We start from the raw sequence: 26074 nt of genomic DNA on the forward strand, positions 1-26074 counted from the left end.
ACTCCGCCTGCCGTGCTATTGCACCTCTTTAGTATGTGTTTTGCGCCCTTGCAGGGGCATTGGTCGCAGGGCGGTTGCCTGGCAGGCGCTGGATACTCAATAATCACGCAATTGAGAATGCATGGCAGTTGCCAATGAATCCTGTAGCTATTCACAACTCCAACATCCTTGCCATCGAGGATGACCCCGTTCTCGGTGCCTACCTGCACGAAGAGCTGCAGCGCGGTGGTTTCCAGGTGACGTGGTGCCGCAATGGATTGGAGGGCCTGGAAACGGCAGGCCGCCAGGCTTTCGATGTGGTGCTCATGGACATCCTGCTGCCCGGGCTCAACGGTCTGGATGCCCTGGCGCAGTTGCGCAAGCGTAGCGCCACGCCGGTGATCCTGATGTCGGCGCTGGGTGCCGAGGCCGACCGCATCAGCGGTTTCCAGCGAGGTGCCGACGACTATCTGCCCAAACCGTTCAGCATGGCCGAGCTGCAGGTACGCATCGAAGCCATCCTGCGTCGCGTTGCCCTCGAGCGGCGCCATCAAGCCCCGCAGGCGCATGCCGCCAGTGGCGAACTGCAATACGACGAGGGACTGTGCGACGTGCGCCTGGATGGTCGCCTGGCCGGGCTGACCCCCAGCGAATTCCGCCTGCTCGACATCCTCAACCGCAACCTCGACGAAGTGCTGAGCAAGCCGTTCCTCTACCAGCAAGTGCTGCAGCGAGGCTATTCGCGGCATGACCGCAGCCTGGACATGCACGTCAGCCAGATCCGTCGCAAGCTCAAGGGCATCGGCTATCACGAACGGCAGATCCGCACCGTGTGGGGCAAGGGCTACGTACTCAGCGCCAGCGAGGCGGAGTGACCCATGCTCGACCGCCATTCGCTGTTCTGGAAGCTGGCCATCCTGTTGGTGGGGTTCTGCCTGCTGATGATCGGCCTCAGCTACACCTGGGGCCGACACATGGAAACCCAGAACGCTTTCCTCTCGGAGCCGGCGCGGCAGGCCTTGCGTGGCTATGCTGCCGAAGCCGAGCAGGCCTGGCGCAGTGGCGGGCGGGCGGGGCTGGACAGGTGGGTGACGGCGATGCACCAGCGCGAACGCGGCTGGGTTGGCGTGCTCGACCTCAACCTGCGGCCGCTGGACAGCGCCAGCCTCGACCCGCAGATCATGCAGCGGCTCACCCGCCTGCGTGGTGTCGACTGGCCGATGAGCCGGCGCAGTGTCGATCAGCCATGGTTGCGTATCCCGTTCCCGGGAGCACCGGAGCAGGGCATGCTGGTGATCGAACTGCCGCAGCGCTTCAACCCCGGCCAATACCGCATGCTGTGGCGCATCGTCACCAACGGCATCATCCCCGGCCTGTTCACCCTGCTGTTGTGCGTGGGTCTTTACCGCATGCTGATCGTGCCATTGAACCAGTTGCGCGAGCAGGCCAATGCCTGGCGCGCCGACCAGCTGTCGGCGCGCCTCGACCCACGCACCATCGCCCGGCATGACGAGCTGGGCGAACTGGCCCGAGCCTTCGACCAGATGGCCGAGCGGCTGCAGGGCACGGTAACCATGCAGCAGCAGTTGCTGCGTGACCTTTCCCACGAAATGCGAACGCCACTGAGCCGGCTGCGTGTGGCCTGCGATGGCGAGTCCGACCTGCAACGCCTGCGTGAACGCCTGACGCGGGAGGTGGACTGCATGCAGCAACTGGTCGAGGACACCCTGCAACTGGCCTGGCAGGACGCCGAACGTGCGCCGATGAACCTGGAGCCGATCGAGGTGCAGGCGCTGTGGGAGCTGCTGGCCGAGAATGCCAGCTATGAAAGCGGCTGGTCGCTGGCGCGGCTGCGCTGCGAAGTGCCGGCCGACTGCTGGGTGCAGGGTAACCTCAACCACCTGGCCCAGGCGCTGGAAAACCTGTTGCGCAACGCCATTCGTCATTCGCCGGCCGATGGTGTGGTGCGCCTCGGTGGGCAACGTGAAGGCGGGTACTGGAGGTTGTGGCTGGAAGACGAGGGTGGTGGCGTGGCTGAAGAAGACCTGGAGCGGATTTTTGCGCCGTTCTCGCGGCTGGACGGTTCGCGGCCCGGTGATGGCGGTTTCGGCCTGGGGCTGAGCATTGCCCGTAGTGCCATCCAGCGCCAGGGCGGCACCTTGTGGGCGGAGAATGGCAAGCGCGGGCTGCGGTTGTGGATGCGCTTGCCATTACATGTGCCGGCCTCACCACAGCGCTTGAATTTAACGCGGTCCCTGTAGGAGCGGCCTTGTGTCGCGATGGGGCGCGCAGCGGCCCTTGGTTTCAGCTTCGCAGCATATTTTGCCGGGGCCGCTGCGCGCCCCATCGCGACACAAGGCCGCTCCTACAAAGGCCGTGCTTACATGCTAGGCCCATATATAGCTTGTAGCTATATTCACCACAGATTGCGTGATATGGCCGAGAAGGGTTTGCCGGTATGATAGGCACCCCTGCCGTCCGGATTGTGAAATACGCCATGACCCTGCAGTACCCAACCATCGCCGATTGCGTCGGCAATACGCCCCTGGTTCGCCTGCAGCGTATTGCTGGCGAAACCAGTAACACCCTCCTGCTCAAGCTCGAAGGTAACAATCCCGCCGGCTCGGTAAAGGACCGCCCGGCACTGTCGATGATCACCCGCGCCGAACTGCGCGGCCAGATCAAGCCCGGCGATACTCTGATCGAGGCCACCTCCGGCAACACCGGCATCGCCCTGGCGATGGCTGCGGCGATCAAGGGCTACAAGATGATCCTGATCATGCCCGACAACTCCACCGCCGAGCGCAAGGCCGCCATGACCGCCTACGGCGCCGAGCTGATCCTGGTGACCAAGGAAGAGGGCATGGAAGGCGCCCGTGACCTGGCCGAGAAGCTGCAGGCCGAAGGCCGTGGCCTGGTACTGGACCAGTTCGCCAACGGCGACAACCCCATCGCTCACTACAACAGCACTGGCCCCGAGATCTGGCAGCAGACCCAGGGCACCATCACCCATTTCGTCAGCTCCATGGGTACCACCGGTACCATCATGGGCTGCTCGCAGTACCTCAAGGAACAGAACCCGGCGGTACAGATCATCGGTCTGCAACCAATGGAAGGTTCGGCCATTCCAGGCATCCGCCGCTGGCCCGAGGAATACCTGCCGAAAATCTTCGATGCCAGCCGCGTCGACCGCGTGGTCGACATGTCGCAGCAGGAAGCCGAGGAAACCACCCGCCGCCTTGCCCGTGAAGAGGGCATTTTCTGCGGTGTGTCTTCCGGTGGTGCAGTTGCAGCCATGCTGCGTCTGTCCCGCGAGGTGGAAAATGCGACGATGGTCGCGATCATCTGCGATCGCGGCGACCGTTACCTGTCCACCGGCCTGTTCGACCCGAGCTAAATGTCCAAGAAGAAAAGCAACAGCGGCCTGCGCTTTCAGCCGGCCGGCGGCAACCGCAGCCCCCAGGTCCCGGTGGGCAAGAAACAGCGCCTGGAAATCGAGCGCCTGGCCGGTGATGGCCGGGGCATTGCCTTCCACGAAGGGCGCACCTGGTTCGTCAGTGGCGCCCTGGCCGGCGAGGCTGTAGAGGCGCGGGTGCTCAATGCCCGTGGCAAAGTGGTCGAGGCCCGCCTGGAGCGCCTGCTGCAGGCCAGCCCCGAACGCCGTCAGGCTCCGTGCCGTTATTACGAGCGCTGCGGAGGCTGCAACCTGCAGCACCTGCCGCACGAAGCACAGCTGGCGCTCAAGCAGCGCACGCTGGCCGAACAGCTGCAGCGGGTGGCCGGCGTGCAGCCCGAGGAGTGGGCAGCACCGCTGAGCGGGCCCGAGTTCGGCTACCGACGCCGCGCCCGCGTGGCCGTGCGCTGGGACGTCAAGGCGCGCCAGCTGGAGGTCGGTTTCCGTGCCGAAGCCAGTCAGGACATCATTGCCATCGACGATTGCGCGGTGCTGGTACAGCCCTTGCAATCGATTCTGCGCCACTTGCCGACCGTACTGCGCTCGCTGAGCAAGCCTCAGGCGCTGGGCCATGTGGAACTGTTCAGCGGTACTGCCGAGGCGCTGCTGGTGCGCCATGTCGCGCCGTTGCCCACGGAAGACCTGGCCAGGCTGCAGGCGTTCTGCGAGCAGGCCAACGCCCAGCTGTGGCTGCAGGGCGAAGGAGAGCCGGCGCCAGTGGACCCGGCCGCCCAGTTGGGTTTTGCCCTGGCGCCCTGGCAGCTGGAACTGGCCTGGCGCCCAGGTGACTTCGTGCAGGTAAATGCCCAGGTCAACACGGCGATGATCGAGCAGGCCCTGGCCTGGCTCGCACCCCAGGCCGACGAGCGCGTGCTGGACCTGTTCTGCGGCCTGGGCAACTTCGCCTTGCCGCTGGCCCGTCAGGCGCGCGAGGTGGTGGCAGTGGAAGGCGTGCAGGCCATGGTCGATCGGGCCGCGGCCAATGCCCGGAACAACAATGTGCATAACGCACGGTTTTTTCAGGCCGATTTATCGCAGCCTTTGGCGGGCGCCGGATGGGCCGCCGAGGGCTTTTCTGCGGTACTCTTGGATCCACCGCGCGACGGTGCTTTCGAGGTGGTGCAAGGCATCGCCCGCCTCAAGGCCAGAAGGCTGGTCTATGTATCGTGCAACCCGGCCACGCTGGCGCGAGACGCCCAGGTACTGGTCGGCCAGGGGTACCGGTTAAAAAGGGCCGGGATTCTCGACATGTTTCCTCAGACGGCGCATGTCGAGGCCATGGCGTTATTCGAAGCGGGCTAGCTGACTGGCCCCTTGGTGCGGTCTCCACGGAATGGTGGCCGCACGGTGATCGCCAGCGCACCCGAGTGGTGTGCTGTATGGAAAGGTAAAACAAAGATGGTACAGGTGAGAGTGCACCAGCCGGTCAACACCGACGGCAGTATCAATCTCGAAGCATGGTTGGACCATGTGGTAAGCGTCGATTCGGCACTGGATCGCGCAGCGTTGAAAGAGGCCTGCGAGTTTGCCCATGAGGTCGAGAAAAAGGGCAACCCGGCCAAGCATTCCTGGGCGGACGGTACGTCCAGCTTCCAGGCGGGCCTGGAGATCGCTGAAATCCTCGCCGACCTCAAGCTCGACCAGGATTCCCTGGTGGCGGCGGTCATCTACCGCTCGGTGCGCGAGGGCAAGGTGACGCTGGCCGAGGTCAGCCAGCGCTTTGGCCCGGTGGTGTCCAAGCTGATCGACGGGGTGCTGCGCATGGCCGCCATCAGCGCCAGCCTCAGCCCGCGCCAGTCGCTGGTGCTGGGCTCGCAGGCGCAGGTCGAGAACCTGCGCAAGATGCTCGTGGCCATGGTCGACGATGTGCGCGTGGCGCTGATCAAGCTGGCCGAGCGCACCTGCGCGATTCGTGCGGTCAAGGCAGCCGACGACGAGAAACGCCTGCGTGTCGCGCGCGAGGTGTTCGATATCTATGCGCCGCTGGCGCACCGTCTGGGTATCGGCCACATCAAGTGGGAGCTGGAAGACCTGTCCTTCCGCTACCTCGAACCCGACCAGTACAAACAGATCGCCAAGCTGCTGCACGAGCGTCGCCTGGACCGCGAGCGTTTCATCAGCGAGGTGATGAACCAGCTGCAGAACGAGTTGCTGGCCACTGGCGTCAACGCTGACATCAGCGGCCGGGCGAAACATATCTATTCGATCTGGCGCAAGATGCAGCGCAAAGGCCTGGAATTCAGCCAGATCTACGACGTGCGCGCGGTACGCGTGCTGGTGCCGGAAATCCGCGACTGCTACACCGCGCTGGGCATCGTGCATACCCTGTGGCGGCACATCCCCAAGGAGTTCGACGACTACATCGCCAACCCCAAGGAGAACGGCTATCGCTCGCTGCACACCGCGGTGATCGGCCCCGAGGGCAAGGTGCTGGAAGTGCAGATCCGTACCCACGGCATGCACGAGGAAGCCGAGCTTGGGGTTTGCGCCCACTGGCGCTACAAGGGCACCGACGTCAAGCCCAGTTCCAACCATTACGAAGAGAAGATCTCCTGGCTGCGCCAGGTGCTGGAGTGGCACGAAGAGCTGGGCGACATCGGTGGCCTGGCCGAGCAGTTGCGGGTCGACATCGAGCCGGACCGGGTTTATGTGTTCACCCCGGACGGCCACGCCATCGACTTGCCAAAGGGTGCCACGCCGCTGGACTTCGCCTACCGCGTGCACACCGAAATCGGCCACAACTGCCGCGGCGCCAAGATCAACGGGCGCATCGTACCGCTCAACTACAGCCTGCAGACCGGCGAGCAGGTCGAGATCATTACCAGCAAGCACGGCAACCCCAGCCGTGACTGGTTGAACTCCAACCTGGGCTACGTCACCACTTCGCGGGCGCGGGCCAAGATCGTGCACTGGTTCAAGCTGCAGGCTCGTGACCAGAACGTCGCCGCCGGCAAGACCTTGCTTGAACGCGAGCTCAGCCGCCTGGGCCTGCCGCAGGTGGATTTCGAGCGCCTGGCCGAGAAGACCAACGTCAAGACCGCCGAGGACATGTTTGCCTCGCTCGGTGCCGGCGACCTGCGCCTGGCGCACCTGGTCAACGCCGCCCAGCAGTTGCTGGAGCCCGAGCGCATCGAGCAGATCGAACTGGTACCGCGCAAGCCTACCGGGCCGCGTACCGGCAAGCGTGGTGACATCCAGATCCAGGGTGTCGGCAACCTGCTGACGCAGATGGCCGGCTGCTGCCAGCCGCTGCCGGGCGACGCCATCGTCGGCTACATCACTCAGGGCCGCGGCGTTAGCATCCACCGCCAGGACTGCGCCTCGGTGCTGCAGTTGGCGGGCAAGGAACCGGAGCGCATGATCCAGGTCAGCTGGGGGCCGATCCCTGTGCAGACTTATCCGGTCGACATCGTCATCCGTGCCTATGACCGCCCGGGCTTGCTGCGTGATGTGTCACAAGTGCTGCTGAACGAGAAGATCAACGTGCTGGCGGTGAACACCCGCTCGAACAAGGAAGACAACACCGCGCTGATGTCGCTGACCATCGAGATTCCGGGCCTGGACGCGCTGGGGCGCCTGCTGGGGCGGATCTCGCAGTTGCCGAACATCATCGAGACGCGGCGTAATCGTACCCCTTGAGACCGCGGCGCCTGCTTCGCGGGTAAACCCGCTCCCACAGGGATGGTGCAAGTCTTCAAATGTGCACTTTTCCTGTGGGAGCGGGTTCACCCGCGAAGAAGCCATCGCCGAAGGACCTGCTTACATGACCTACACCCTCGACGACCTGCTGCACCTCATGGCCCGCCTGCGCGACCCGCAGTACGGCTGCCCGTGGGACCTGAAGCAGAACTACGCGAGCATCGTCCCGCACACCATCGAAGAGGCCTACGAGGTTGCCGACGCCATCGAGCGCGGCGACTTCGAGCACCTGCAAGGTGAGCTCGGCGACCTGCTGTTCCAGGTGGTCTACTACAGCCAGCTGGCCCGCGAGGAGGGGCGTTTCGAGTTCGACGGCGTGGTCGACAGCATCACCCGCAAGCTCATTCGCCGGCATCCGCATGTATTCCCCACCGGCGAGCTGTACGCGCCGGTGGACACCCCCAGCCTGAGCGAGGCCCAGGTCAAGTCACGCTGGGAAGAAATCAAGGCTGAAGAGCGCGCGGAAAAGAGCCAGCCCGAACAGCTGTCGTTGCTCGACGACGTACCAGCGGCATTGCCGGCGTTGTCGCGGGCAGCCAAACTGCAAAAGCGCGCGGCCACGGTCGGTTTCGACTGGCCTGCGGCATTGCCGGTGCTGGACAAGGTCCGCGAAGAGCTGGACGAAGTGCTGCAAGCCATGGCCGATGGCGATGCCGATGCGCTCGAGGATGAAGTCGGCGACCTGCTGTTCGCCGCCGTCAACCTGGCCCGTCACCTCAAGCAGGACCCGGAACACGCCTTGCGCCGTGCCAATCGCAAGTTCGAGCGGCGTTTCCGCTTCATCGAACAGGCATTGCGCGACAGTGGGCGATCCATCGAAGATTGTAACCTTGACGAACTGGACGCCCTTTGGGGCGAAGCCAAACGTCAGGAAAAGAACCTGCCCAGCTGCAGCTGAGCTGTTGCATAAGTGAGTGAACATTCATGAGCCTTTCCCTTCGCGACCAACTGCTCAAAGCCGGTCTGGTCAACCAGAAACAGGTTTCCCAGGCCAACAAGGCCGAGAAGAAACAGAAACGCCTGGAGCACAAAGGCCAGGTCGAGGTGGACGACACCCAACAGCGCCTGGCCAAGGAAGCCATGGCCGAGAAAGCCAAGCGTGACCAGGAACTGAACCGCCAGCAGCAGGAAAAAGCCGAGCAGAAAGCCCGCGCCGCGCAGATCAAGCAGTTGATCGAAGCGACTCGCCTGCCGAAGCTGAGCACCGAGGACTACTACAACTTCGTCGACGACAAGAAGGTCAAGCGCATTGCCGTCAATGCCCTGATGCGGACCAAGCTGAGCAATGGCGCGCTGGCTGTGGTGGCGCATGCCGGTGGTTACGAAGTCATCCCGCGTGAAGCGGCGGTGAAGATCCAGGAGCGCGACCCAAGCCGCATCCTGCTGCTGAACACCCATGTCGAGGAAGCGGACGAAGACGACCCGTACGCGGCCTACAAGATCCCGGATGATCTGATGTGGTAACCATGAAAACCCCGCCTAGGCGGGGTTTTTCATTTGAAGATGGGGTCATTGCGTGGCGCGCTGGTTTTCCAGGTCTTCCAGCTCTGTACGGTACTGGTGCGCGTCATGTTCGTTGTGGAACATTCCCACCAGTTGGCCCTGTTGGTGCACATCCCAGATCCGCACGCCAGCGGCCAGGCCTTCGTGGGACATTTTCGATTCGTCGCGTTCGGTTACTTGGACTGTCATCGTTAAACTCCACTGCTTCAGTTGGCTGCGACACTGTGTCGCACACCCTCTTTATAGAGTTTGTTAGCAGGCTAAGTAAATAAAACTGGGATGAAACAAGTTTCATGGAAGCCGGAGCGCGGTCAAGCGTGGGAGCGGCCTTGTGTCGCGAAAGGGCCGCAGAGCGGCCCCGACAATCTTGAGTCAGGTCAGGGATCCTGGGGGCCGCTGCGCGACCCTTTCGCGACACAAGGCCGCTCCCACAGGAATCGCAGGAGCTTTGAGAGGTCAGAAAAAAGCCCCGCACAAGGCGGGGCTTCGGGTGCTACTGGCAGCGCTGGCTCAGTTGCCCTTCACCAGCTTGCCATCCACCGTGCCATCCTGCAGCACGATCACGTATTCCTTGCCATCGGTCTCGACCTGGCGCAGTTGCACCAGCAGGTAGTCCCAGTCCTTGGCGAACCACAGCTCGGTGATGCGCTTGCTCTGGCTTGGGTCGCGCACGCGCTCGACCTTCACCGCATCGACCTGGCCGGTCTTGGTGGTGACCTTTTCGGTGCCCAGCACGCGGAAGTCGTAGGTGTCGATCTCGTCACCGTCGACCACCTGGTAGGTCATGCTCTTTTTGCCAGCGGCCACATCATGCTGCAGGGCCAACTGGTAGGACGATTTGTCCAGCACGCCACGGTTCAGCGGCAGGCTGATGGCGTCGCCACGGTCGCTGCCGGTGACCTTCTTGCTGTTCCAGTCGAAGGTCAGGTCGACCTTCTTGGCCTTGCCCAGGCCACCACGCTCGAAGTGGTACTTCTGCGGCAGCAGGGTGTCGTTGTCCAGGCGCAGGGTGCTTTGCTCGGTCAGGCTGGCGATCATCATGGAAGCCTTGAAGTTAAGGTCCCAGGTACCGTTGGCATTCTTGACCAGGCTGCGCTCGGCGGTGCCGCTCATGGGCAGTTGCTTCCAGTCTGCGGTATAGCTGGCCGAGAAAGGCTTCAGATCAGCTGCCTGGAGGGGCAGGGCGAGCACGGCGAGAGCCAAGAGCAGGGCGCGACGCATAAATTCTCCTAGGATCGAATCAAGTGACCGCTGGCCGCCAGGGGCTGGCCATCCAGTAATGCACCCTGTTCGCCAAGGCGCAAGCGCCCTTCGGCGAACCAGCGCACCGCCAGCGGGTAAATCAGGTGTTCCTGGCGGTGAACCCGCTGGGCCAGGCTTTCGACGGTGTCGTCGGGCACCACCGGTACCACAGCCTGTACGACCAATGGGCCGCCATCGAGTTCCTCAGTCACGAAGTGTACGCTGCAGCCGTGCTCGGCGTCGCCTGCCTCCAGCGCCCGGCGGTGGGTATGCAAGCCCTTGTACTTGGGCAGCAGCGACGGGTGGATGTTGAGCAGGCGGCCCTGATAGTGGCGCACGAAGTCGCCACTGAGGATACGCATGAAGCCGGCCAGCACTACCAGGTCCGGGGCGAAACCGTCGATGCGCGCCATCAGCGCGGCATCGAAGGCTTCACGGCCGTCGAACTGGGTGTGCTCGAGCACGACGCTGTCGATACCGGCCGCCGCGGCGCGTTGCAGGCCGTAGGCATCGGCGCGGTTGGAAACCACCGCACGGATGCGCACCGGGCTGTCCTGGTCTTGGCAACTGTCGATCAGGGCTTGCAGGTTGCTGCCGGAGCCCGACAGCAGTACCACTACATTGCAGGTCTTGCTTGGCATCAGTGTGCCTTGAGGTTCTGCAGCTCGACCTGGGCAGCGCCCTCGGCGGCTTCGGCGATGTGGCCGATCACCCATGGCTGCTCGCCAGCGGCGCGCAGTTCGTTCAGGGCAGCTTCTACCTGATCCTGGGCCACGCAGATGACCATGCCGACGCCGCAGTTCAGTACGCGGTGCATTTCATGCTCGTCGACGTTGCCTTTTTCCTGCAGGAAGTCGAACACTGCCGGGCGCTGCCAGCTGGCCACGTCGATGACTGCCTGGGCGTTGGCCGGCAATACGCGCGGGATGTTGTCCAGCAGGCCGCCACCGGTGATGTGGGCCATGGCTTTGACCGCGCCGGTGTTCTTGATCAGCTGCAGCAGCGGCTTGACGTAGATGCGGGTCGGCGCCATCAGCAGGTCGGTCAACGGCTTGCCGCCCAGCTGGGTGTTCTCGATGTCGGTAGCGGACACTTCGAGGATCTTGCGGATCAGCGAGTAGCCGTTGGAGTGCGGGCCCGAGGACGGCAGGGCGATCAGTGCGTCGCCGGTGGCAACCTTGGAGCCGTCGATGATCTCGGCCTTTTCCACCACGCCGACGCAGAAGCCTGCCAGGTCGTAGTCTTCGCCTTCGTACATGCCAGGCATTTCGGCGGTTTCACCACCGACCAGCGAGCAACCGGCCAGTTCGCAACCGGCACCGATGCCGGTGACCACGGTGGCGGCCACGTCGACGTTCAGTTTGCCGGTGGCATAGTAGTCGAGGAAGAACAGCGGCTCGGCGCCGCACACTACCAGGTCGTTGACGCACATGGCGACCAGGTCCTGGCCGATGCTGTCGTGCTTGTTCAGGTTCAGTGCCAGGCGCAGCTTGGTGCCGACGCCGTCGGTGCCGGAGACCAGCACCGGCTGCTTGTAGCCGGCCGGGATCTCGCAGAGGGCGCCGAAGCCGCCCAGGCCACCCATGACTTCAGGGCGTGCGGTGCGTTTTGCCACGCCCTTGATGCGTTCGACCAGTGCTTCGCCGGCGTCGATGTCTACACCGGCGTCCTTGTAGCTCAGGGAGGGTTGCTTGCTCATTGATCCAGGCCTTTAGGAGGGAGGGATTCTTAAAAACGACCATGACGGCCAAGGCCGGCTGGTAAGCGGCGGCTGCCTGAAACGTCAGTGGTCTGTGAAGGCGCGCGATTTTATCAGGGTTGCCGGGCAGCGGCCATCCTCAGGCCGACGGGCAGGGCATGAAAATGGGTAAAAAGTTGGGGGTGTTCGCCATGAGAGGTGTGGCGCCTGTGAGATCGAGCGCCGCCCGCGCGGCGCTTCGCAGCACAAGGCTGCTCCTACATCTGTTTCGGGCCAATTATTCCTGAGGCAAAGGCGCGCGGCCCCTTGGCGTCCACCGCGATATCGTGCCGGGCAAACAAGGCGGTCGCGTGCGCTGGCACAGGCGTTACTGGCCCGAAACAGATGTAGGAGCAGCCTTGTGCTGCGAAGCGCCGCGCGGGCGGCGCTCGATCTCGCAGGCGCCACAAGGGCTGCGTCATACACGCGCAGGCGCTGAACCTGTTGCGGCGAACACCTGTCAGACCCTTCACATCTCCCCGCCAATCTCCGCACCCAATCTTTCATCCTCGCGACTGGTTACCTTGCGCCCCCATGTATAAGGTATAGGCATTGCGGTAAGTGGACAGGAATCCTCCATGCGTTTCTTCAATATTCTGGCAGTCGGTTGCCTGGCCCTGATCTCGGCCACTGCCCAGGCTGAAAATGTCTCCGGCCTTTATCAGGTGCGCGAGCCGGTCACCGGGCAGGGCGCCGAGGCCCGTGCCGCGGCTACCACCCAGGCCCTCGATACCTTGGTAACGCGCCTGACCGGCGACCCCAAGGCGGCGCAAAGCCCGGCATTGGCCGCGCTGCGCAAGGACCCGCAGCAAATCATCAACCAGGTCGCCAGCGAAGCAGGGCCACCCGAATCGGTGCTGGTCGAGTTCGACCCTGGCAGTACCGAACGGGCCTTGCGCAAGGCCGGCCTGGCCTTGTGGGGCAGCAACCGCCCCTCGATCCTCGGCTGGTGGCTGAACGACAGTGTCGAAGGCAGCAACCTGGTCGGTGACGGCCAGGCCAGCGCCCAACCCCTGCGCCGTGCCGCCCAGCACCGTGGCTTGCCGTTGCGCCTGCCGCTGGCCGACCTGCAGGAGCAACTTGTGGCCAATGCCGAGCAGATCGAAGGCAGCGACCCTGGGGCGCTGCGCGAAGCCTCGGGGCGCTACGGCGCCGATGCCTTGCTGGCGGTGCATGCCCGGGAAACCGACGGCAAGTGGCAGGGCAAGTGGCAGCTGTGGCTGGGCGACCAGAGTGAGCAAGGTACTGCCGAGGGTGCCGACCCGGCAGCGCTGGCCGACGCCGTGATGCTGGCGCTCAGCAGCCGATTGGCGCCGCGCTACGTCACTCGCCCAGGTGCCAGCAGCCAGTTGCAGGTGCAAGTGCAGGGGATGAACCTGCAGCGCTACGCCGAACTGGCCCGCGTGCTTGAACCCTTTGGCCCGCGCTTGCAAATGGCCGAGGGCAGCACCCTGACCTACGACGTGACCGCCAACCGCGAACAACTGCGCGCCCAGCTTGGCCTGGCCAAGCTGCAGGAAGTACCGGTAGAGCAGGCGCCCGCAGTGCAGGCGCCTCCAGCGCCGGCAGACGCTGCCGGGGCCGGGCAACCAGTGCCGGCCCAGCCAGCACCCAAGCCGTTCGACGGTCTGCGTTTTCGCTGGTAAGGGGAGCACACCGTGACCGACATGCGTCGTTGGATCTGGCTGGGCGTTGCCCTGCTGGTCGCCGTGCTGCTTTACAGCCTGCACAACATTCTTACCCCGTTTCTGGTCGGCATTCTGCTGGCCTACCTGGCCGACCCGCTGGTCGACCGCCTGGAGCGCCTGGGGCTGTCGCGCACTTGGGGCGTAGTCGTGGTGTTCGGCCTGTTCACCCTGGTGCTGCTGGCCTTGCTGTTGGTGCTGATACCGATGCTGGCCAAGCAGCTGGTGCGCCTGTACGAGCTGGCGCCGCAGATGCTCGACTGGCTCGAGCACGTGGCGCTGCCCTGGGTGCAGAGCCGCCTGGGCCTGGCTGACGGCTTCTGGAAGTTCGACAAGATCAAGGCCGCCATCAGCACGCACATGGGCCAGACCACCGATATCGTCGGTGTGCTGCTGTCCCATGCCACCGCCTCGGGCCTGGCGTTGATGGCCTGGCTGGCCAACATGGTGCTGATCCCGGTGGTGGGCTTCTACCTGCTGCGAGATTGGGACCTGATGATGGGCAAGCTGCGCAACCTGTTGCCGCGTCAGCGTGAGGCGCAAGTGCTCGGCCTGGCAGGAGAGTGCCACGAAGTGCTGGGCGCGTTCGTGCGTGGGCAGCTGCTGGTGATGGTGGCGCTGGGCATCATCTACTCGGCGGGTCTGATGCTGGTGGGGCTGGAACTGGGCCTGCTGATCGGCATGCTCGCAGGGCTGGCGGCCATCGTGCCTTACATGGGCTTCATCATCGGCATCGGCGCGGCCCTGGTGGCTGGCCTGTTCCAGTTTGGTGGCGATCTGTACCCGATGCTGGCCATCGTCGCGGTGTTCATGGTCGGCCAGGCGCTGGAAGGCATGGTGCTGACCCCGCTGCTGGTCGGCGATCGTATCGGCCTGCACCCGGTGGCGGTGATTTTCGCGATCCTGGCCGGCGGTGAGCTGTTCGGCTTTACCGGGGTATTGCTGGCGCTGCCGGTGGCGGCGGTGATCATGGTGCTGCTGCGACATGTGCATGACCTGTACAAGGAATCGGACCTGTATGCTGGGGATATCGACCCGGAGTTGTGATCCTCGGTGCTCTGATACTGCGCATGCCTTGAATCCGGCGCGGACCTGTGGGAGCGGCCTTGTGTCGCGAAAGGGCTGCGCAGCAGCCCCAAAAATGGTGCAGCACCGCTGAAACCCAGGGGCTGCTGCGCAGCCCTTTCGCGACACAAGGCCGCTCCCACAAAGTTGCCAAGCAGCTCCAATCAGCGCAACCTGTTGATTTTACTTGGGCTATCCGCTGCCGTGATTGTGCGCCCCGCGCTGCGGGTATAGACTTTGCAGATTGTTCACCAAAGGCCCCCTGCGGTCCTGTCGACCGCCCGCGAGCATGAAACCACCGATCCAGTTGCCCCTGGGTGTGCGCCTGCGCGATGACGCCACCTTCATCAACTACTATCCGGGCGCCAATGCTGCGGCATTGGGCTACGTCGAGCGGTTATGCGAAGCCGACGCCGGCTGGACCGAGAGCCTTATCTACCTGTGGGGCAAGCAAGGTGTTGGCCGTTCCCACCTGCTACAGGCTGCCACCCATCGCTTCCAGCAACGCGGCGAACCCGCCGTCTACCTGCCGCTCGCGCAATTGCTCGATCGTGGCGTAGGGCTGCTCGACTACTTGGCCCAGTACGAACTGGTGTGCATCGATGACCTGCACGTGATCGCCGGCAAGGCTGACTGGGAAGAGGCCATGTTCCACCTGTTCAACCGCCTGCGTGACAGTGGCCGGCGCCTGCTGCTGGCTGCTTCGGCATCGCCGCGCGAACTGCCGATCAAGCTGCCCGACCTGAAGTCGCGGCTGACCCTGGCCCTGGTGTTTCAGATGCGTGGCCTGTCCGACGAAGACAAGCTGCGCGCCCTGCAACTGCGTGCATCGCGCCGTGGCTTGCACCTCACCGATGAAGTCGGCCACTTCATCCTCACCCGCGGCGCACGCAGCATGAGTGCGCTGTTCGACCTGCTCGAACGCCTCGACCAGGCCTCGTTGCAGGCGCAACGCAAGCTCACCATTCCTTTCCTCAAGGAAACCCTGGGTTGGTAAGCCCCTGAAAACGTTGGGCCAGAGCGGCAAAACAAAAAAGTCACATCTTTTTCGATAAAATTTGCAAATGGCCATGATAGAGGGCATAGTTTCACCCTTCTAAAGGATTACAGACACGGTCGTGCCCATGCTGAAGCGCTTCGCACCCCTCGTGCCACTCGCACTCGTGACCCTGCTTTTTGGCTGCGCGGCCCAAGGCCCAGCATCTCATTCAGAGCCGCAGCCCCAGGATCACTCCCCGATCGCCGCACAATCGGCGTTCAAGGCCAAAGCCTCGTCCTCGTCGGTATTCGGCGAGCCGGAAGAGCTGGCCACCGAAGATGACCTGCAGTCTTTCTCCAGCAGCAAGCCTTACCAGCTGCCAGCGCTGGCTGACAGCATTCTCGAGCGCGGCATGTCGTTGATCGGCACCCGCTACCGCTTCGGTGGTACCTCGGAGAAGTCCGGCTTCGACTGCAGTGGGTTCATCGGCTACCTGTTCCGCGAAGAAGCAGGCGTGACCCTGCCGCGTTCCACGCGTGAAATGATCAACGTCGATGCGCCAAAAGTTGCCCGCAACAAGCTCAAGCCAGGTGACCTGCTGTTCTTCAGCACCAATGGCCGCGGCCGCGTCAGCCATGCCGGTATCTACCTGGGTGACAACCAGTTCATCCACTCCAGCAGCCGCCGCAGCGGTGGTGTGCGCATCGACAGTCTCGGTGATCGCTACTGGAGCAAGACCTTCATCGAAGCCAAGCGTGCCTTGGCCATGGCGCCGACCACCAATATCGCGCGCAACTGATAGCAAAATGATATATCCTGCCACGGCGGCGATGCTTTGAAAAAAGCTGGCCGCCGTGCGCATTTATAGAAAACGTCTAATCTAAATTCTCAACTCTTTTCGGCTGCGGCCCAGCGGACTCAGACAGGATGTTCTGGCCATGGTAAAGATGGCGCGCTTCGCATTTCTCTCCCTGGCAGCCTTGCTGGCTGCCTGCTCCAGCCGTGCGCCTGCGCCGGCCCCTGTGGTACAGCCACAGGTAACCTATAGCCAACCCAGCCCTTCGCCGATTGCCGATGACGTGCTGATGCGTGCTATCGGCCTGGTGGGCACGCCTTATCGCTGGGGTGGCAACACGCCGGACTCCGGTTTCGATTGCAGTGGCCTGATCAAGTACGTTTACCGTGATGCTGCTGGCATAAGCCTGCCGCGTTCTACGCGTGAGATGATCGTCATGCGCGCACCGACCGTGGATGCGAAGTCGCTGCAGTCCGGTGACCTGGTGTTCTTCGCCACCAGTGGTGGCTCGCAGGTCAGCCATGCTGGCATTTATGTCGGGGAAGGGCGCTTCGTGCATGCACCTTCCAGCGGCGGCACGGTGCGCCTGGACTACCTGTCCAACAGCTACTGGGCCAAGGCTTACCTGCAGGCCAAGCGCGTCATCCCGCAAGGGCATCTGGCGCAGAACCCCTGAATGCAAGGGCCGCAAAGCGGCCCCAATCCTGTTGGCAGTGCGGGCTCACAGCGCCTTGCTCACCCGCCAGACCACATTGCCGACATCATCGGCTACCAGCACACCGCCACGCCCATCATTGATTACCCCGACCGGGCGGCCCTTGGCCTTGCCATGCTCATCCAGAAACCCGGTAAGCAGGTCCACAGGCTTGCCCGAGGGTTTTCCTGATGGGTCGAACGGCACGAAAATCACCTTGTAGCCACTGTGCGGCTTGCGGTTCCACGACCCATGCTGGCCCACGAACGCCCCTTGTTCGAACGGCGGTGGTAGCCCATTCGGTTCGGCGAATGCCAGCCCCAGCGAAGCCGTGTGTGGGCCCACGGCATAGTCGGGTACCAGCGCCTGGGCCACTTTGTCAGGCGCTGGCGGTTGCACGCGCTCGTCCACATGCCTGCCATAGTAGCTGTAGGGCCAGCCATAGAAACCGCCGTCCTTCACGGAGGTGATGTAGTCCGGCACCAGATCGCTGCCGATCTCGTCACGCTCGTTGACTGCCGTCCACAACGCACCGCTGTGTGGCTCCCAGGCCAGGCCGTTTGGGTTGCGCAGGCCGGTGGCGAACAGGCGGTGCTGGCCGCTGGCTGGGTCAACTTCCCAGATCGCGGCGCGCCCCTGTTCCTTTTCCAGACCGTTTTCGCCTACGTTGCTGTTGGAGCCGACCGTCACGAAAAGCTTCTTGCCATCGGGGCTGGCGATCACGTTCTTGGTCCAGTGGTGGTTGAGCGGCCCGCCTGGCAACTCGACTACCGGCTGGCCTTCATTGCGAATTTGCATGGCACCGGGCTCGTAGTGAAAGCGCAGCAGCTTGTCGGTGTTGGCGATGTAGAGGTCCTTGCCGACCAGGGCCATGCCGAACGGTGAGTTGAGGTCTTCGATGAAGGTTGTGCGGATTTCTGCCACGCCGTCGTGGTCGGCGTCACGCAGCAGGGTAATGCGGTTGGCGCTGGGCACGCCTGCACCTGCCCGCTTCATTACCTTCTTCATGACCCAGCCGCGCAGGCCCTTGCCATCTTCGGGCTTGGGCGGGGCATTGGTTTCGGCCACCAGGACGTCGCCGTTGGGCAACAGGTAAAGCCAGCGAGGGTGGTCCAGTCCGCTAGCGAACGCTTTCACCTGAGTGCCTGGTGCTGCCTCGGGCTTGTCGTCCTTTGGCCAGCCCACTGCCGGGGCGATATTCACGGTGGGGAGGGTAGTCTTGACTGGATCGGGCAACTGGGGGGTTGGGCCACTGCCGTCGAGTACATTCAGCAGGGCGGTTTCGCCGCAGGCAGTCAGGCTGGCGGCCAATAACCAAGGCGTCAGGTGTTTCATGGGCGGCGTCCTCCTAACAGGGCCTATGAATTGAGAGGTCGGCGGCATTCGCCAGGTTCCCGGAACCATCCAACTGCCGTTGCCGTTGCCGTTGCCGTTGCCGTTGCCGTTGCCGTTGCCGTTGCCGTTGCCGTTGCTTTTGCTTTTGCTTCTAAGCGCGCGATAGTTCAAGCGCCGCCGATTGCGACTTCAGGAGGCCGAGCGAAGGGACTGCGGAGGGAGGTGACGGGCATGGATGCCCGTCAAGCGCTGAGGCCCCATGGATGGGGCCTGCAGCGCGTACTCCCGGGAGCAGGCCCGTAGCGAGGGAACCCCGGAGCGCAGCGGAGGGGCCGGATGATAGGAGCCATGTACGGGTCACCCACATGGGTTACATAAAAGTTCACTCACATAGGTGACACTTTCAGCGTCACATAGCCATCAATGGCATCACGCACATCGATCCTACCGAGGACGATTGGACCGAAAATAACATCCCAGAGCCCGTCTCCAATTTGCTCCAGCCCAATGGTCTGATGCTTCAGCACGTAACCTACATAGATCCTCAAGCCACGGCGGCTGACGATGCCGCAACCGTCAATTGGCAAGCTCTCGATATGGCTGGGATAAGTCATCTCAGGTAGCTTTTCAGGGAATGGGCGCGGTGATGGGTGATAACAGGACGCCGGCGTTCTTTGTTTCAAGGCTTCGTGCAACCGTTCGTAATTGTAATGCTGCCGAAACCGATCAAAGTGCCGTTGTTGAGCCTCCCATGCCACTGCCACTGCCGGTGGCGATGGAAGCGTGCTCTTGAGTGTCCGATGCATGCGTTCATGCCTGCCATTCTGCTCAGGCCTACCAGGTGCGATGCGCTCGGGAATGATGCCCAGACGCAGCCACCAGATCGACAGTTGGGAAAGACCTGCGCGTCCTTTGCTGGCGAACGGTACGCCGTTGTCGGTTCGGATACGCTCAGGTAGCCCATTTTCACGGAATACCTCAGTGAATACCGCCTGCGTTTCCAGGAAGTTCGTGTTCGCCATGCTGTGACAGGCAAGCAAGAAGCGACTGGCGTGATCCATGATCGTCAACGGATAGCACCAGACACCTGACCCCGTGAGGAACTGGCCCTTGTAGTCCGCACTGAACAGCTGATTGGGCGACTCCGCTTTTTCCAGTGGCTTGGGATAGATGGCCACGCGCTGACGTAGGCGCCGCGGCTTAATCAGTTCGGCTTTCTTGAGGATGTTGTAGATTGCGGTCTTTGAGGGTGGAGCCTGATCAGGAAAGCGCTCCTGCAACGCTGCCTGGATTTTTTTTGGCCCAGGTACCGTCTCCCCCTGACCGCGCAGTTCCACAATGGTCTCGCGGACCGCGACGGGTACAACCCAGTCCTGGGTCAACCGGCGTCGGCTGCGTTCCTCCAAGCCTGCGGGGCCCTCTTTCTCGTATCGCTCGACCCATTTGTAGCCGGTCTTTCGACTGATCTCGTAGGCTTCACACAGGGCGCTGAAGCTAGGCGGCCCCTGCAGGTAGTCGGCGATGAAAAGCATTTTCAGGTCCATAGGTGTTAGCTCTCGCCACGGCATGGTCAGATCCTCGAAAACCGACCTTGCCAGTTAAAGACTGTTACCTATGTGCGTGAACTGATTTGTAACCCATGTGGGTGAGTCATACCCGCAGCGTTTTTTGGTTACTTTTTGTCGCGTTTGACAAAAAGTGACCCGCCGTAAGGGCGGAAAGGTGATTAAGCGCCACCTTCGAAAATGAATGTTGACCTTGTTGTTGATGCCCACGCTTGAAGGCGAAGAGCTGAAGAGCTGAAGAGCTGAAGAGCGGAAAAGTACTGGTCTTGATATCGCGCATAGTCCATTTATGATGGCGACGCATACTCACCTTTTCGCCCTTACGGCGAGTCACTTTTTGCCAAACGCGGCAAAAAGTAACCAAAAAACGCTGCGCTCCCATCATCCGGCCCCTGCGCTGCGCTCCGGGGTTCCCTCGCGCCGGTCTTGCTCCCGGGAGTACGCGCTGCAGGCCCCATCCATGGGGCCTCAGCGCTTGACGGGCATCCATGCCCGTCACCTCCCTCCGCAAGACCTCTGCTCGGCCTCCTGAAGTCGCGAAGATCAAGATCAAGATCAAGATCAAGATCAAGATCAAGATCAAGATCAAGATCAAGATCAAGAGCGAGAGCGAGAGCAAGGCTCAGCGTCTTCACGGGCGGTGCTTGGACCTTGTCGCGCGATGCGCGACAATAGCGATCATTTGCGGAGTGCCCCATGACCGATTTCACCCCCGACGCCATCCTCGACGCCACCGGACTGAACTGCCCGGAACCGGTGATGATGCTGCACCAGCATGTGCGCGATCTGGCCGCTGGTGGCCTGCTCAAGGTCATCGCCACCGATCCCTCGACCCGCCGCGACATCCCCAAGTTCTGCAACTTCCTCGGCCACGAACTGCTGCAGCAGCAGGAAGACGCCGGTACCTTCCTGTACTGGATCCGCAAGAAAGCCGACTGAGCCGCTCTGGAACACGCCCGGCGTTGCGCCTACACTGCGTTCCCCAGACAGGAGAGCGCCATGCTGATAGTTGCAGACGAGAACATCCCGCTGCTCGATGCCTTCTTCCAGGGTTTCGGTGAAATCCGCCGTTACCCCGGCCGAAGCCTCGATGCCGCCAGCGTAAGGGACGCCGACATCCTGCTGGTGCGCTCGGTGACCAAGGTCGACCGCCAGTTGCTCGAAGGCAGCCGCGTACGGTTTGTCGGCACCTGCACCATCGGCACCGACCACCTCGACCTGGACTACTTTGCCGAAGCCGGCATCCACTGGAGCAGCGCACCGGGCTGCAATGCCCGCGGTGTGGTCGATTACGTGCTGGGTAGCCTGCTGACTCTGGCCGAACTGGATGGCGTGGCACTGCCTGAGCGCGTATATGGCGTGGTCGGCGCGGGCGAGGTGGGTGGCCGCCTGGTGCGGGTGCTGCACGGCCTGGGCTGGAAGGTACTGGTATGCGACCCGCTGCGCCAGGCCGCCGAGGGCGGCGACTACGTCAGCCTCGAAACCATCCTGCAACAATGCGATGTCATCAGTCTGCACACCCCCTTGCAGCGTGGCGGCGAGCACCCGACCTGGCACCTGCTAGGTCAGGCGCAGCTGGCGCAGTTGCGCCCGGGTGCCTGGCTGGTCAATGCCAGCCGTGGCCCGGTAGTAGACAACGCGGCCCTGCGCGAACTGCTGCTGGACCGCGAAGATGTGCATGCAGTGCTGGATGTGTGGGAAGGCGAGCCGCAAGTCGACCTGCAACTGGCCGACCTGTGCACACTGGCTTCGCCGCACATTGCCGGCTACAGCCTCGACGGCCGCCAGCGTGGTACGGCGCAGATCTACCAGGCGCTGTGCCGCTTCCTCGGTGTCGATGAACAGGTGCAACTGGCCGACCTGCTACCGCGGCCGCCGCTGGCGCAGATCGAGCTGGATGCCAGCACCGACCCGGCCTGGGCCTTGGCCACCTTGTGCCGCGCGGTGTACGACCCACGCCGCGACGATGCAGATTTCCGTCGCAGCCTCAGCGACGACCCGCAGCAACAGCGTGCAGCGTTCGACCAATTGCGCAAGCAGTACCCGCCACGGCGTGAGATCGAAGGGCTGGCGGTGCGCTTGCGCGGGGAATCGCCGCAGTTGGCGCAGCTGGTCAGTGCCTTGGGTGGGGTGTTGGTCTGACAGCCTGTTGAAGCTGTGCCGGCCTCTTCGCGGGTTTACCCGCGAAAGGGCCAGCACAGGATTCAGGCAAATAAAAACCCGGCGCAAGCGCCGGGTTGCAAGAATTCGCCGATCAACCTTTGCGTACGCGCTCGACCCGGCTTTCTTCCAGGGCCTTGCAGGCCTGCTGGATCATCTGCTCGGTGATCGGTACTTCGCGCCCCTGGGCATCGATGATCGAACCGCACACCTGCGGCGGTGGGGTGGTCCGGGGCTTCTGGTTGTCGCTGCCATGCTGCAAGCTCATGTATTGTCTCCTCATCAGGTTCAAGCGCAGGTTAACCCTGTGCCGTGACTGGCCTGTGACAGTGCCCGCAGGGTCACGGCAGGCACAGTCCAACAGAAACGGCAGTAAAGCTCCATAGCTTGGTTAGACCGATAGGCTATAGCAACCCGGCAAGGGTTCCACAGGCGTGGATGAGTGATAGGCTGCGGTTTCCCTCTATCGTGGTCAGCGCCATGCCCGAATCGGTTTCCCCGCGTCAACGCCGCGCCTTGCGCCTGGGTTGGCAGTTTGTCCGCCCATACCGTCGGCAGGTGCTGCTGGCCTTGCTGGCCCTGGTAGTCACCGCCGCCATCACCCTGTCCATGGGCCAGGGCATCCGCCTGCTGGTGGACCAGGGCTTCATGACCCGCTCCGCGCATCAGCTCAACCAGACCATTGGCCTGTTCCTGTTGCTGGTGGTGGCTTTGGCGGTGGGTACCTTCAGCCGCTTCTACCTGGTGTCGTGGATCGGCGAGCGCTGCGTGGCCGATATCCGTCGGGCCGTGTTCGACCACCTGATCGGCTTGCATCCTGGTTTTTTCGAAGACAACCGCAGCTCCGAGATCCAGTCGCGGTTGACCGCCGACACCACCTTGTTGCAATCGGTAATCGGCTCTTCGTTGTCGATGTTCCTGCGCAACGCACTGATGGTCATCGGTGGCGTGGTGTTGCTGTTCATCACCAACCCCAAGCTCACCAGTATCGTGGTGGTGGCCCTGCCGCTGGTGCTGGCGCCGATCCTGCTGTTCGGTCGCCGGGTACGCAGCCTGTCGCGGCAGAGCCAGGACCGGGTGGCCGATGTGGGCAGCTATGTGGCCGAGACCCTCGGGCAGATCAAGACCGTGCAGGCCTACAACCACCAGCCGCATGACCGCGAACTGTTCGCCGACACGGTCGAAGCGGCGTTTGCCGTGGCCCGGCAGCGGATTGCCCAGCGTGCCTGGCTTATCACCCTGGTGATCGTGCTGGTACTGGGAGCGGTGGGGGTGATGTTGTGGGTCGGCGGCATGGACGTGATCGCCGGGCGCATTTCCGCAGGCGAACTGGCTGCCTTCGTGTTCTACAGCCTGATCGTCGGCAGTGCCTTCGGCACACTCAGCGAGGTGATCGGCGAGTTGCAGCGAGCGGCGGGCGCGGCCGAGCGCATTGCCGAACTGTTGGCTGCACGCAGTGCGATCCTGCCGCCCGCTGTGGCGCAGGCGCTGCCCCAGCAGCGGGCCAGCGGGCGTATCGAGTTGCAGCAGTTGGTGTTCGCCTACCCGTCACGGCCGTCGGTGGCGGCTGTCGATGGCCTGAGCCTGGCCATCGAGCCGGGGCAGACCGTGGCGCTGGTGGGCCCCTCGGGGGCGGGCAAGTCGACCTTGTTCGATTTGTTGCTGCGCTTCTATGACCCTCAGCAAGGGCGCATCCTGCTCGATGGCCGGGCTATCACCGAGCTCGACCCCGAACAACTGCGCCAGCAGTTCGCCCTGGTGGCACAGAACCCCTCGCTGTTTCGCGGCACGGTCGAGGCCAACATCCGTTATGGCAGGCCCGGGGCGACCCTGGCCGAGGTCGAGGCAGCGGCCCGGGGTGCCCATGCCGACGCATTCATCCGGCAATTGCCGCAGGGCTACCAGACACCGCTGGGCGAGGGTGGCATCGGCCTGTCCGGCGGGCAGCGGCAGCGCCTGGCCATCGCCCGTGCATTGCTGGTCGATGCGCCGATCCTGTTGCTGGATGAAGCCACCAGCGCACTAGACGCACAAAGCGAACACCTGATCCAGCAGGCGCTGCCCAGCCTGATGGCCGGGCGCACCACCCTGGTGATCGCCCATCGCCTGGCTACAGTGCAGCATGCCGACCGTATCGCGGTCATCGACAAGGGCCGGCTGGTGGCAGTGGGGACGCATCGCCAGTTGATCGAAGAGAGCCCGCTGTATGCCCGGCTGGCAGCCTTGCAGTTCACCACGGGGTAGCTTGTAGTGGCGTTGTAACATTTCTGTAGTATTTGCCTGAGAGTATCTAGCTCAACTGTTGCGTAAGTGCTCGACCTGGCTGCCATTGCTTGATGGCAGCCTTTTTTTGGCCTGCCAGCAACCGGGCTGCGTTGCACCCTATTGCTTGCGCGGCCCCCGGTCTTCCTCCTGTTTTCCGAGATCCAAGATGCTGCGTAAATCCCTCAGAGTGCAAATTCTCTCACTGCTCGGTGGCAGTCTAGTGGCGATGTTGCTGATCGCCCTGGTGTGCTTCCAGTTCCTCTCTTCCAGCGTGCGCGGCTACGCCGAGCTGGTTGACGGGCCGCTGCGGGCCTCGCAATTGATCGACGAAGCCAACCTGCAGTTCAAGATCCAGGTGCAGGAGTGGAAGAACGTGCTGTTGCGCGGGCGCCAGCCGGCTGACATGGACAAGTACTGGCAGCAGTTCCAGGCTCGCGAGCAGCAGGTGCAGCAACTGCTCGGGCAATTGATCGACAGCAGCGACGCCAGGCTTGAAGCGCCGCTGCAGCAACTGCGTGACAGCCACCGACAACTGGGCCAGGCCTATGCGCAGGGGCGCCAGGCATTCCTGGCGGCAGGCGGCGATCCGGTGGCTGGCGACCAGGCGGTAAAAGGTGTGGACCGTGCTGCCAGCGCGCAGATGAGCGAACTGGTCGAGCAACTGCGTGCCGAAGCCCGTCAGCATGCCGCCAGCCTCAGTGCTGGCGCCGAACGCACGGTATGGCTGGGCCTGCTGGTGATGCTGGCTTCAGCCGTGTTGGTGGGGCTGCTCAGCCTGTGGCTGGTCAACCGCAGCCTGATCGAGCCGATCCGCCAGTTGATCGAGTATGTCGCGCAGCTTAGCCAGGGCCGCTTTGCCGCCCGGGTAGACAGCCGCCGCGAGGACGAACTGGGCCGCCTGGCGCGGGCCGCCAACACCCTGCGCGACTTTCTCGCCGACACGGTAGGCCGGCTGCAGGACAACGCCCAGGAACTGGAAGGCGCCAGCGGCCAGTTGCGCAGCATTGCCGGTGACATGGCCCGTGGTACCCACGACCAGTTCCAGCGCACCGACCAGGTGGCCACGGCCATGCACGAGATGTCCGCCACCGCCCAGGAAGTCGCCCGCCACGCCGCCGAGGCCGCTCGCGCGGCGGACGACGCCGACCACAGTGCCCAGGCGGGCGAGCAGGTGATGCAGCAGACCATCGACATCATCGGCGTGGTCAACCGCGAAATTGCCGGCACGGCGGCGGTGATTCGCGATCTGGAGCATGACAGCACACGCATTGGCAAAGTGCTCGAAGTGATCCGCGGCATTGCCGAGCAGACCAACCTGCTGGCGCTCAACGCGGCCATCGAAGCAGCCCGTGCCGGCGAGGCCGGGCGTGGTTTTGCCGTCGTTGCCGATGAAGTGCGCAGCCTGGCCCAGCGCACGGCGGCGTCGATTGCCGAAATCCACCAGATCATCGAAGCGGTGCAGTCGGGGGCGGTGGAGGCGGTCAAGGCCATCGAAAGCGGCCAGCAGCGCAGTGAGGAAGGTGCCGAGCAGGTGCAGCAGGCCGGGCAGATGCTGCAGCGCATCACCCTGGCGGTGGAGGCGATCCGCGACATGAATCGGCAGATCGCCACGGCGGCAGAAGAACAGACCAGCGTGGCGGAGGACATTTCGCGCAACCTGATCGAAATCACCCGCATCGCCACGGCCAATCAGCAGGCGGTGCAGCATACCGAACAGGCGGGGCAGCGCCTGCATGGGTTGTCGGGGCAGCTGGGCGAAGTCACCTCCCGCCTTACCGCCTGACGCTGCTCTTGTGGGAGCGGCCTTGTGTCGCGAAAGGGCCGCAAAGCGGCCCCGGCAATCTCTGCACGGACGCTGATATCCTGGGGCCGCTGCGCGGCCCTTTCGCGACACAAGGCCGCTCCCACAACGGTG

General features: G+C 63.3%; 24 protein-coding genes and 1 pseudogene. 17 read left to right on the forward strand and 8 right to left on the reverse strand.

The window, feature by feature from the left end:
- The first annotated feature begins 134 nt into the window (after nucleotides 1-134).
- From JV551A3_RS08255 to JV551A3_RS08285, 7 genes are all read left to right on the forward strand, one after another.
- The gene (locus JV551A3_RS08255) at nucleotides 135-854 is read left to right on the forward strand and encodes a response regulator transcription factor (RefSeq protein ID WP_133970564.1); all 720 of its coding nucleotides are present in this window, start codon (nucleotides 135-137) and stop codon (nucleotides 852-854) included.
- Nucleotides 855-857: 3 nt separating this feature from the next.
- On the forward strand, nucleotides 858-2240 hold the full coding sequence (locus tag JV551A3_RS08260) for a sensor histidine kinase (protein WP_133978561.1): 1383 nt from the start codon (nucleotides 858-860) through the stop codon (nucleotides 2238-2240).
- 236 nt (nucleotides 2241-2476) lie between these two features.
- Nucleotides 2477-3376, forward strand: coding sequence for a cysteine synthase CysM (cysM, locus tag JV551A3_RS08265; protein WP_023662461.1), 900 nt, complete (start codon nucleotides 2477-2479; stop codon nucleotides 3374-3376).
- Nucleotides 3377-4735 (forward strand): 23S rRNA (uracil(1939)-C(5))-methyltransferase RlmD, encoded by a 1359-nt coding sequence (gene rlmD, locus JV551A3_RS08270; RefSeq protein WP_133970566.1) that lies wholly within the window; start codon nucleotides 3377-3379, stop codon nucleotides 4733-4735.
- Nucleotides 4736-4831: 96 nt separating this feature from the next.
- Nucleotides 4832-7072, forward strand: a complete 2241-nt coding sequence (relA, locus tag JV551A3_RS08275; protein ID WP_133970567.1) for a GTP diphosphokinase — start codon at nucleotides 4832-4834, stop codon at nucleotides 7070-7072.
- Nucleotides 7073-7196: 124 nt separating this feature from the next.
- Nucleotides 7197-8030, forward strand: coding sequence for a nucleoside triphosphate pyrophosphohydrolase (gene mazG, locus JV551A3_RS08280; RefSeq protein WP_133970568.1), 834 nt, complete (start codon nucleotides 7197-7199; stop codon nucleotides 8028-8030).
- Between the two features lie 26 nt (nucleotides 8031-8056).
- Nucleotides 8057-8596, forward strand: coding sequence for a DUF2058 domain-containing protein (locus tag JV551A3_RS08285; protein WP_112251119.1), 540 nt, complete (start codon nucleotides 8057-8059; stop codon nucleotides 8594-8596).
- A gap of 45 nt (nucleotides 8597-8641) precedes the next feature.
- On the opposite strand, the gene JV551A3_RS08290 is transcribed toward JV551A3_RS08285, so the two are convergent.
- The 4 genes from JV551A3_RS08290 to purM form a co-directional block, all read right to left on the reverse strand.
- A complete protein-coding gene (locus JV551A3_RS08290; RefSeq protein ID WP_133970569.1) occupies nucleotides 8642-8824 on the reverse strand; it encodes a hypothetical protein in 183 nt (60 codons plus the stop codon).
- Between the two features lie 321 nt (nucleotides 8825-9145).
- Nucleotides 9146-9856, reverse strand: a complete 711-nt coding sequence (locus JV551A3_RS08295; RefSeq protein ID WP_133970570.1) for a DUF3108 domain-containing protein — start codon at nucleotides 9854-9856, stop codon at nucleotides 9146-9148.
- Between the two features lie 8 nt (nucleotides 9857-9864).
- Nucleotides 9865-10518, reverse strand: a complete 654-nt coding sequence (purN, locus tag JV551A3_RS08300; protein ID WP_133970571.1) for a phosphoribosylglycinamide formyltransferase — start codon at nucleotides 10516-10518, stop codon at nucleotides 9865-9867.
- Nucleotides 10518-11576: a phosphoribosylformylglycinamidine cyclo-ligase gene (gene purM, locus JV551A3_RS08305; RefSeq protein ID WP_087501448.1), complete on the reverse strand. Its 1059-nt coding sequence runs from the start codon at nucleotides 11574-11576 to the stop codon at nucleotides 10518-10520. The genes purN and purM overlap by 1 nt, the downstream gene beginning before the upstream one ends.
- A gap of 617 nt (nucleotides 11577-12193) precedes the next feature.
- Here purM and JV551A3_RS08310 point away from each other — a divergent pair.
- The 5 genes from JV551A3_RS08310 to JV551A3_RS08330 all read left to right on the forward strand — a co-directional run bounded on the left by JV551A3_RS08310 (nucleotide 12194) and on the right by JV551A3_RS08330 (nucleotide 16816).
- A complete protein-coding gene (locus JV551A3_RS08310) occupies nucleotides 12194-13261 on the forward strand; it encodes a DUF2066 domain-containing protein (protein ID WP_133970572.1) in 1068 nt (355 codons plus the stop codon).
- A 12-nt stretch (nucleotides 13262-13273) separates the two neighbouring features.
- Nucleotides 13274-14347 (forward strand): AI-2E family transporter, encoded by a 1074-nt coding sequence (locus JV551A3_RS08315; protein ID WP_133970573.1) that lies wholly within the window; start codon nucleotides 13274-13276, stop codon nucleotides 14345-14347.
- 307 nt (nucleotides 14348-14654) lie between these two features.
- Nucleotides 14655-15362, forward strand: a complete 708-nt coding sequence (gene hda / locus JV551A3_RS08320) for a DnaA regulatory inactivator Hda (RefSeq protein WP_112251127.1) — start codon at nucleotides 14655-14657, stop codon at nucleotides 15360-15362.
- 127 nt (nucleotides 15363-15489) lie between these two features.
- Nucleotides 15490-16143, forward strand: a complete 654-nt coding sequence (locus JV551A3_RS08325; RefSeq protein WP_133970574.1) for a C40 family peptidase — start codon at nucleotides 15490-15492, stop codon at nucleotides 16141-16143.
- A 139-nt stretch (nucleotides 16144-16282) separates the two neighbouring features.
- Entirely contained in the window at nucleotides 16283-16816 is a 534-nt protein-coding gene (locus JV551A3_RS08330) for a C40 family peptidase (RefSeq protein ID WP_013971371.1), read from the forward strand.
- A gap of 45 nt (nucleotides 16817-16861) precedes the next feature.
- Here JV551A3_RS08330 and JV551A3_RS08335 read toward each other — a convergent pair whose 3' ends face one another.
- The 3 genes from JV551A3_RS08335 to JV551A3_RS08350 form a co-directional block, all read right to left on the reverse strand.
- A complete protein-coding gene (locus JV551A3_RS08335) occupies nucleotides 16862-18169 on the reverse strand; it encodes a PQQ-dependent sugar dehydrogenase (RefSeq protein ID WP_133970575.1) in 1308 nt (435 codons plus the stop codon).
- A 386-nt stretch (nucleotides 18170-18555) separates the two neighbouring features.
- Complete coding sequence (locus JV551A3_RS08345) at nucleotides 18556-19737, reverse strand: integrase core domain-containing protein (protein ID WP_133978564.1); 1182 nt, start codon at nucleotides 19735-19737, stop codon at nucleotides 18556-18558.
- A gap of 82 nt (nucleotides 19738-19819) precedes the next feature.
- Nucleotides 19820-20224 (reverse strand): hypothetical protein, encoded by a 405-nt coding sequence (locus JV551A3_RS08350; protein WP_133978566.1) that lies wholly within the window; start codon nucleotides 20222-20224, stop codon nucleotides 19820-19822.
- A gap of 206 nt (nucleotides 20225-20430) precedes the next feature.
- On the opposite strand from JV551A3_RS08350, the gene tusA reads away from it, so the two are divergent.
- Together tusA and pdxB are read left to right on the forward strand one after the other, a co-directional pair.
- Complete coding sequence (gene tusA, locus JV551A3_RS08355; RefSeq protein WP_016500764.1) at nucleotides 20431-20673, forward strand: sulfurtransferase TusA; 243 nt, start codon at nucleotides 20431-20433, stop codon at nucleotides 20671-20673.
- A 60-nt stretch (nucleotides 20674-20733) separates the two neighbouring features.
- A complete protein-coding gene (gene pdxB / locus JV551A3_RS08360) occupies nucleotides 20734-21876 on the forward strand; it encodes a 4-phosphoerythronate dehydrogenase PdxB (RefSeq protein ID WP_133970866.1) in 1143 nt (380 codons plus the stop codon).
- Nucleotides 21877-21988: 112 nt separating this feature from the next.
- On the opposite strand, the gene JV551A3_RS30630 is transcribed toward pdxB, so the two are convergent.
- Nucleotides 21989-22162: a PA1571 family protein gene (locus JV551A3_RS30630; RefSeq protein WP_166674232.1), complete on the reverse strand. Its 174-nt coding sequence runs from the start codon at nucleotides 22160-22162 to the stop codon at nucleotides 21989-21991.
- 212 nt (nucleotides 22163-22374) lie between these two features.
- On the opposite strand from JV551A3_RS30630, the gene JV551A3_RS08365 reads away from it, so the two are divergent.
- The 3 genes and pseudogenes from JV551A3_RS08365 (at nucleotide 22375) to JV551A3_RS31350 (ending at nucleotide 25942) form a co-directional block, all read left to right on the forward strand.
- Nucleotides 22375-24138 carry an ABC transporter transmembrane domain-containing protein gene (locus tag JV551A3_RS08365; protein ID WP_133970867.1) on the forward strand — a complete coding sequence of 588 codons (1764 nt, stop codon included), beginning with the start codon at nucleotides 22375-22377 and terminating at the stop codon, nucleotides 24136-24138.
- Nucleotides 24139-24898: 760 nt separating this feature from the next.
- A pseudogene (locus JV551A3_RS31345) lies at nucleotides 24899-25009 on the forward strand (hypothetical protein); the annotation flags it as partial.
- A 228-nt stretch (nucleotides 25010-25237) separates the two neighbouring features.
- Nucleotides 25238-25942 (forward strand): methyl-accepting chemotaxis protein, encoded by a 705-nt coding sequence (locus tag JV551A3_RS31350; protein ID WP_372239047.1) that lies wholly within the window; start codon nucleotides 25238-25240, stop codon nucleotides 25940-25942.
- The last annotated feature ends 132 nt before the right edge of the window (nucleotides 25943-26074 follow it).

Source organism: Pseudomonas inefficax, from assembly GCF_900277125.1.
GTDB lineage: Bacteria > Pseudomonadota > Gammaproteobacteria > Pseudomonadales > Pseudomonadaceae > Aquipseudomonas > Aquipseudomonas inefficax.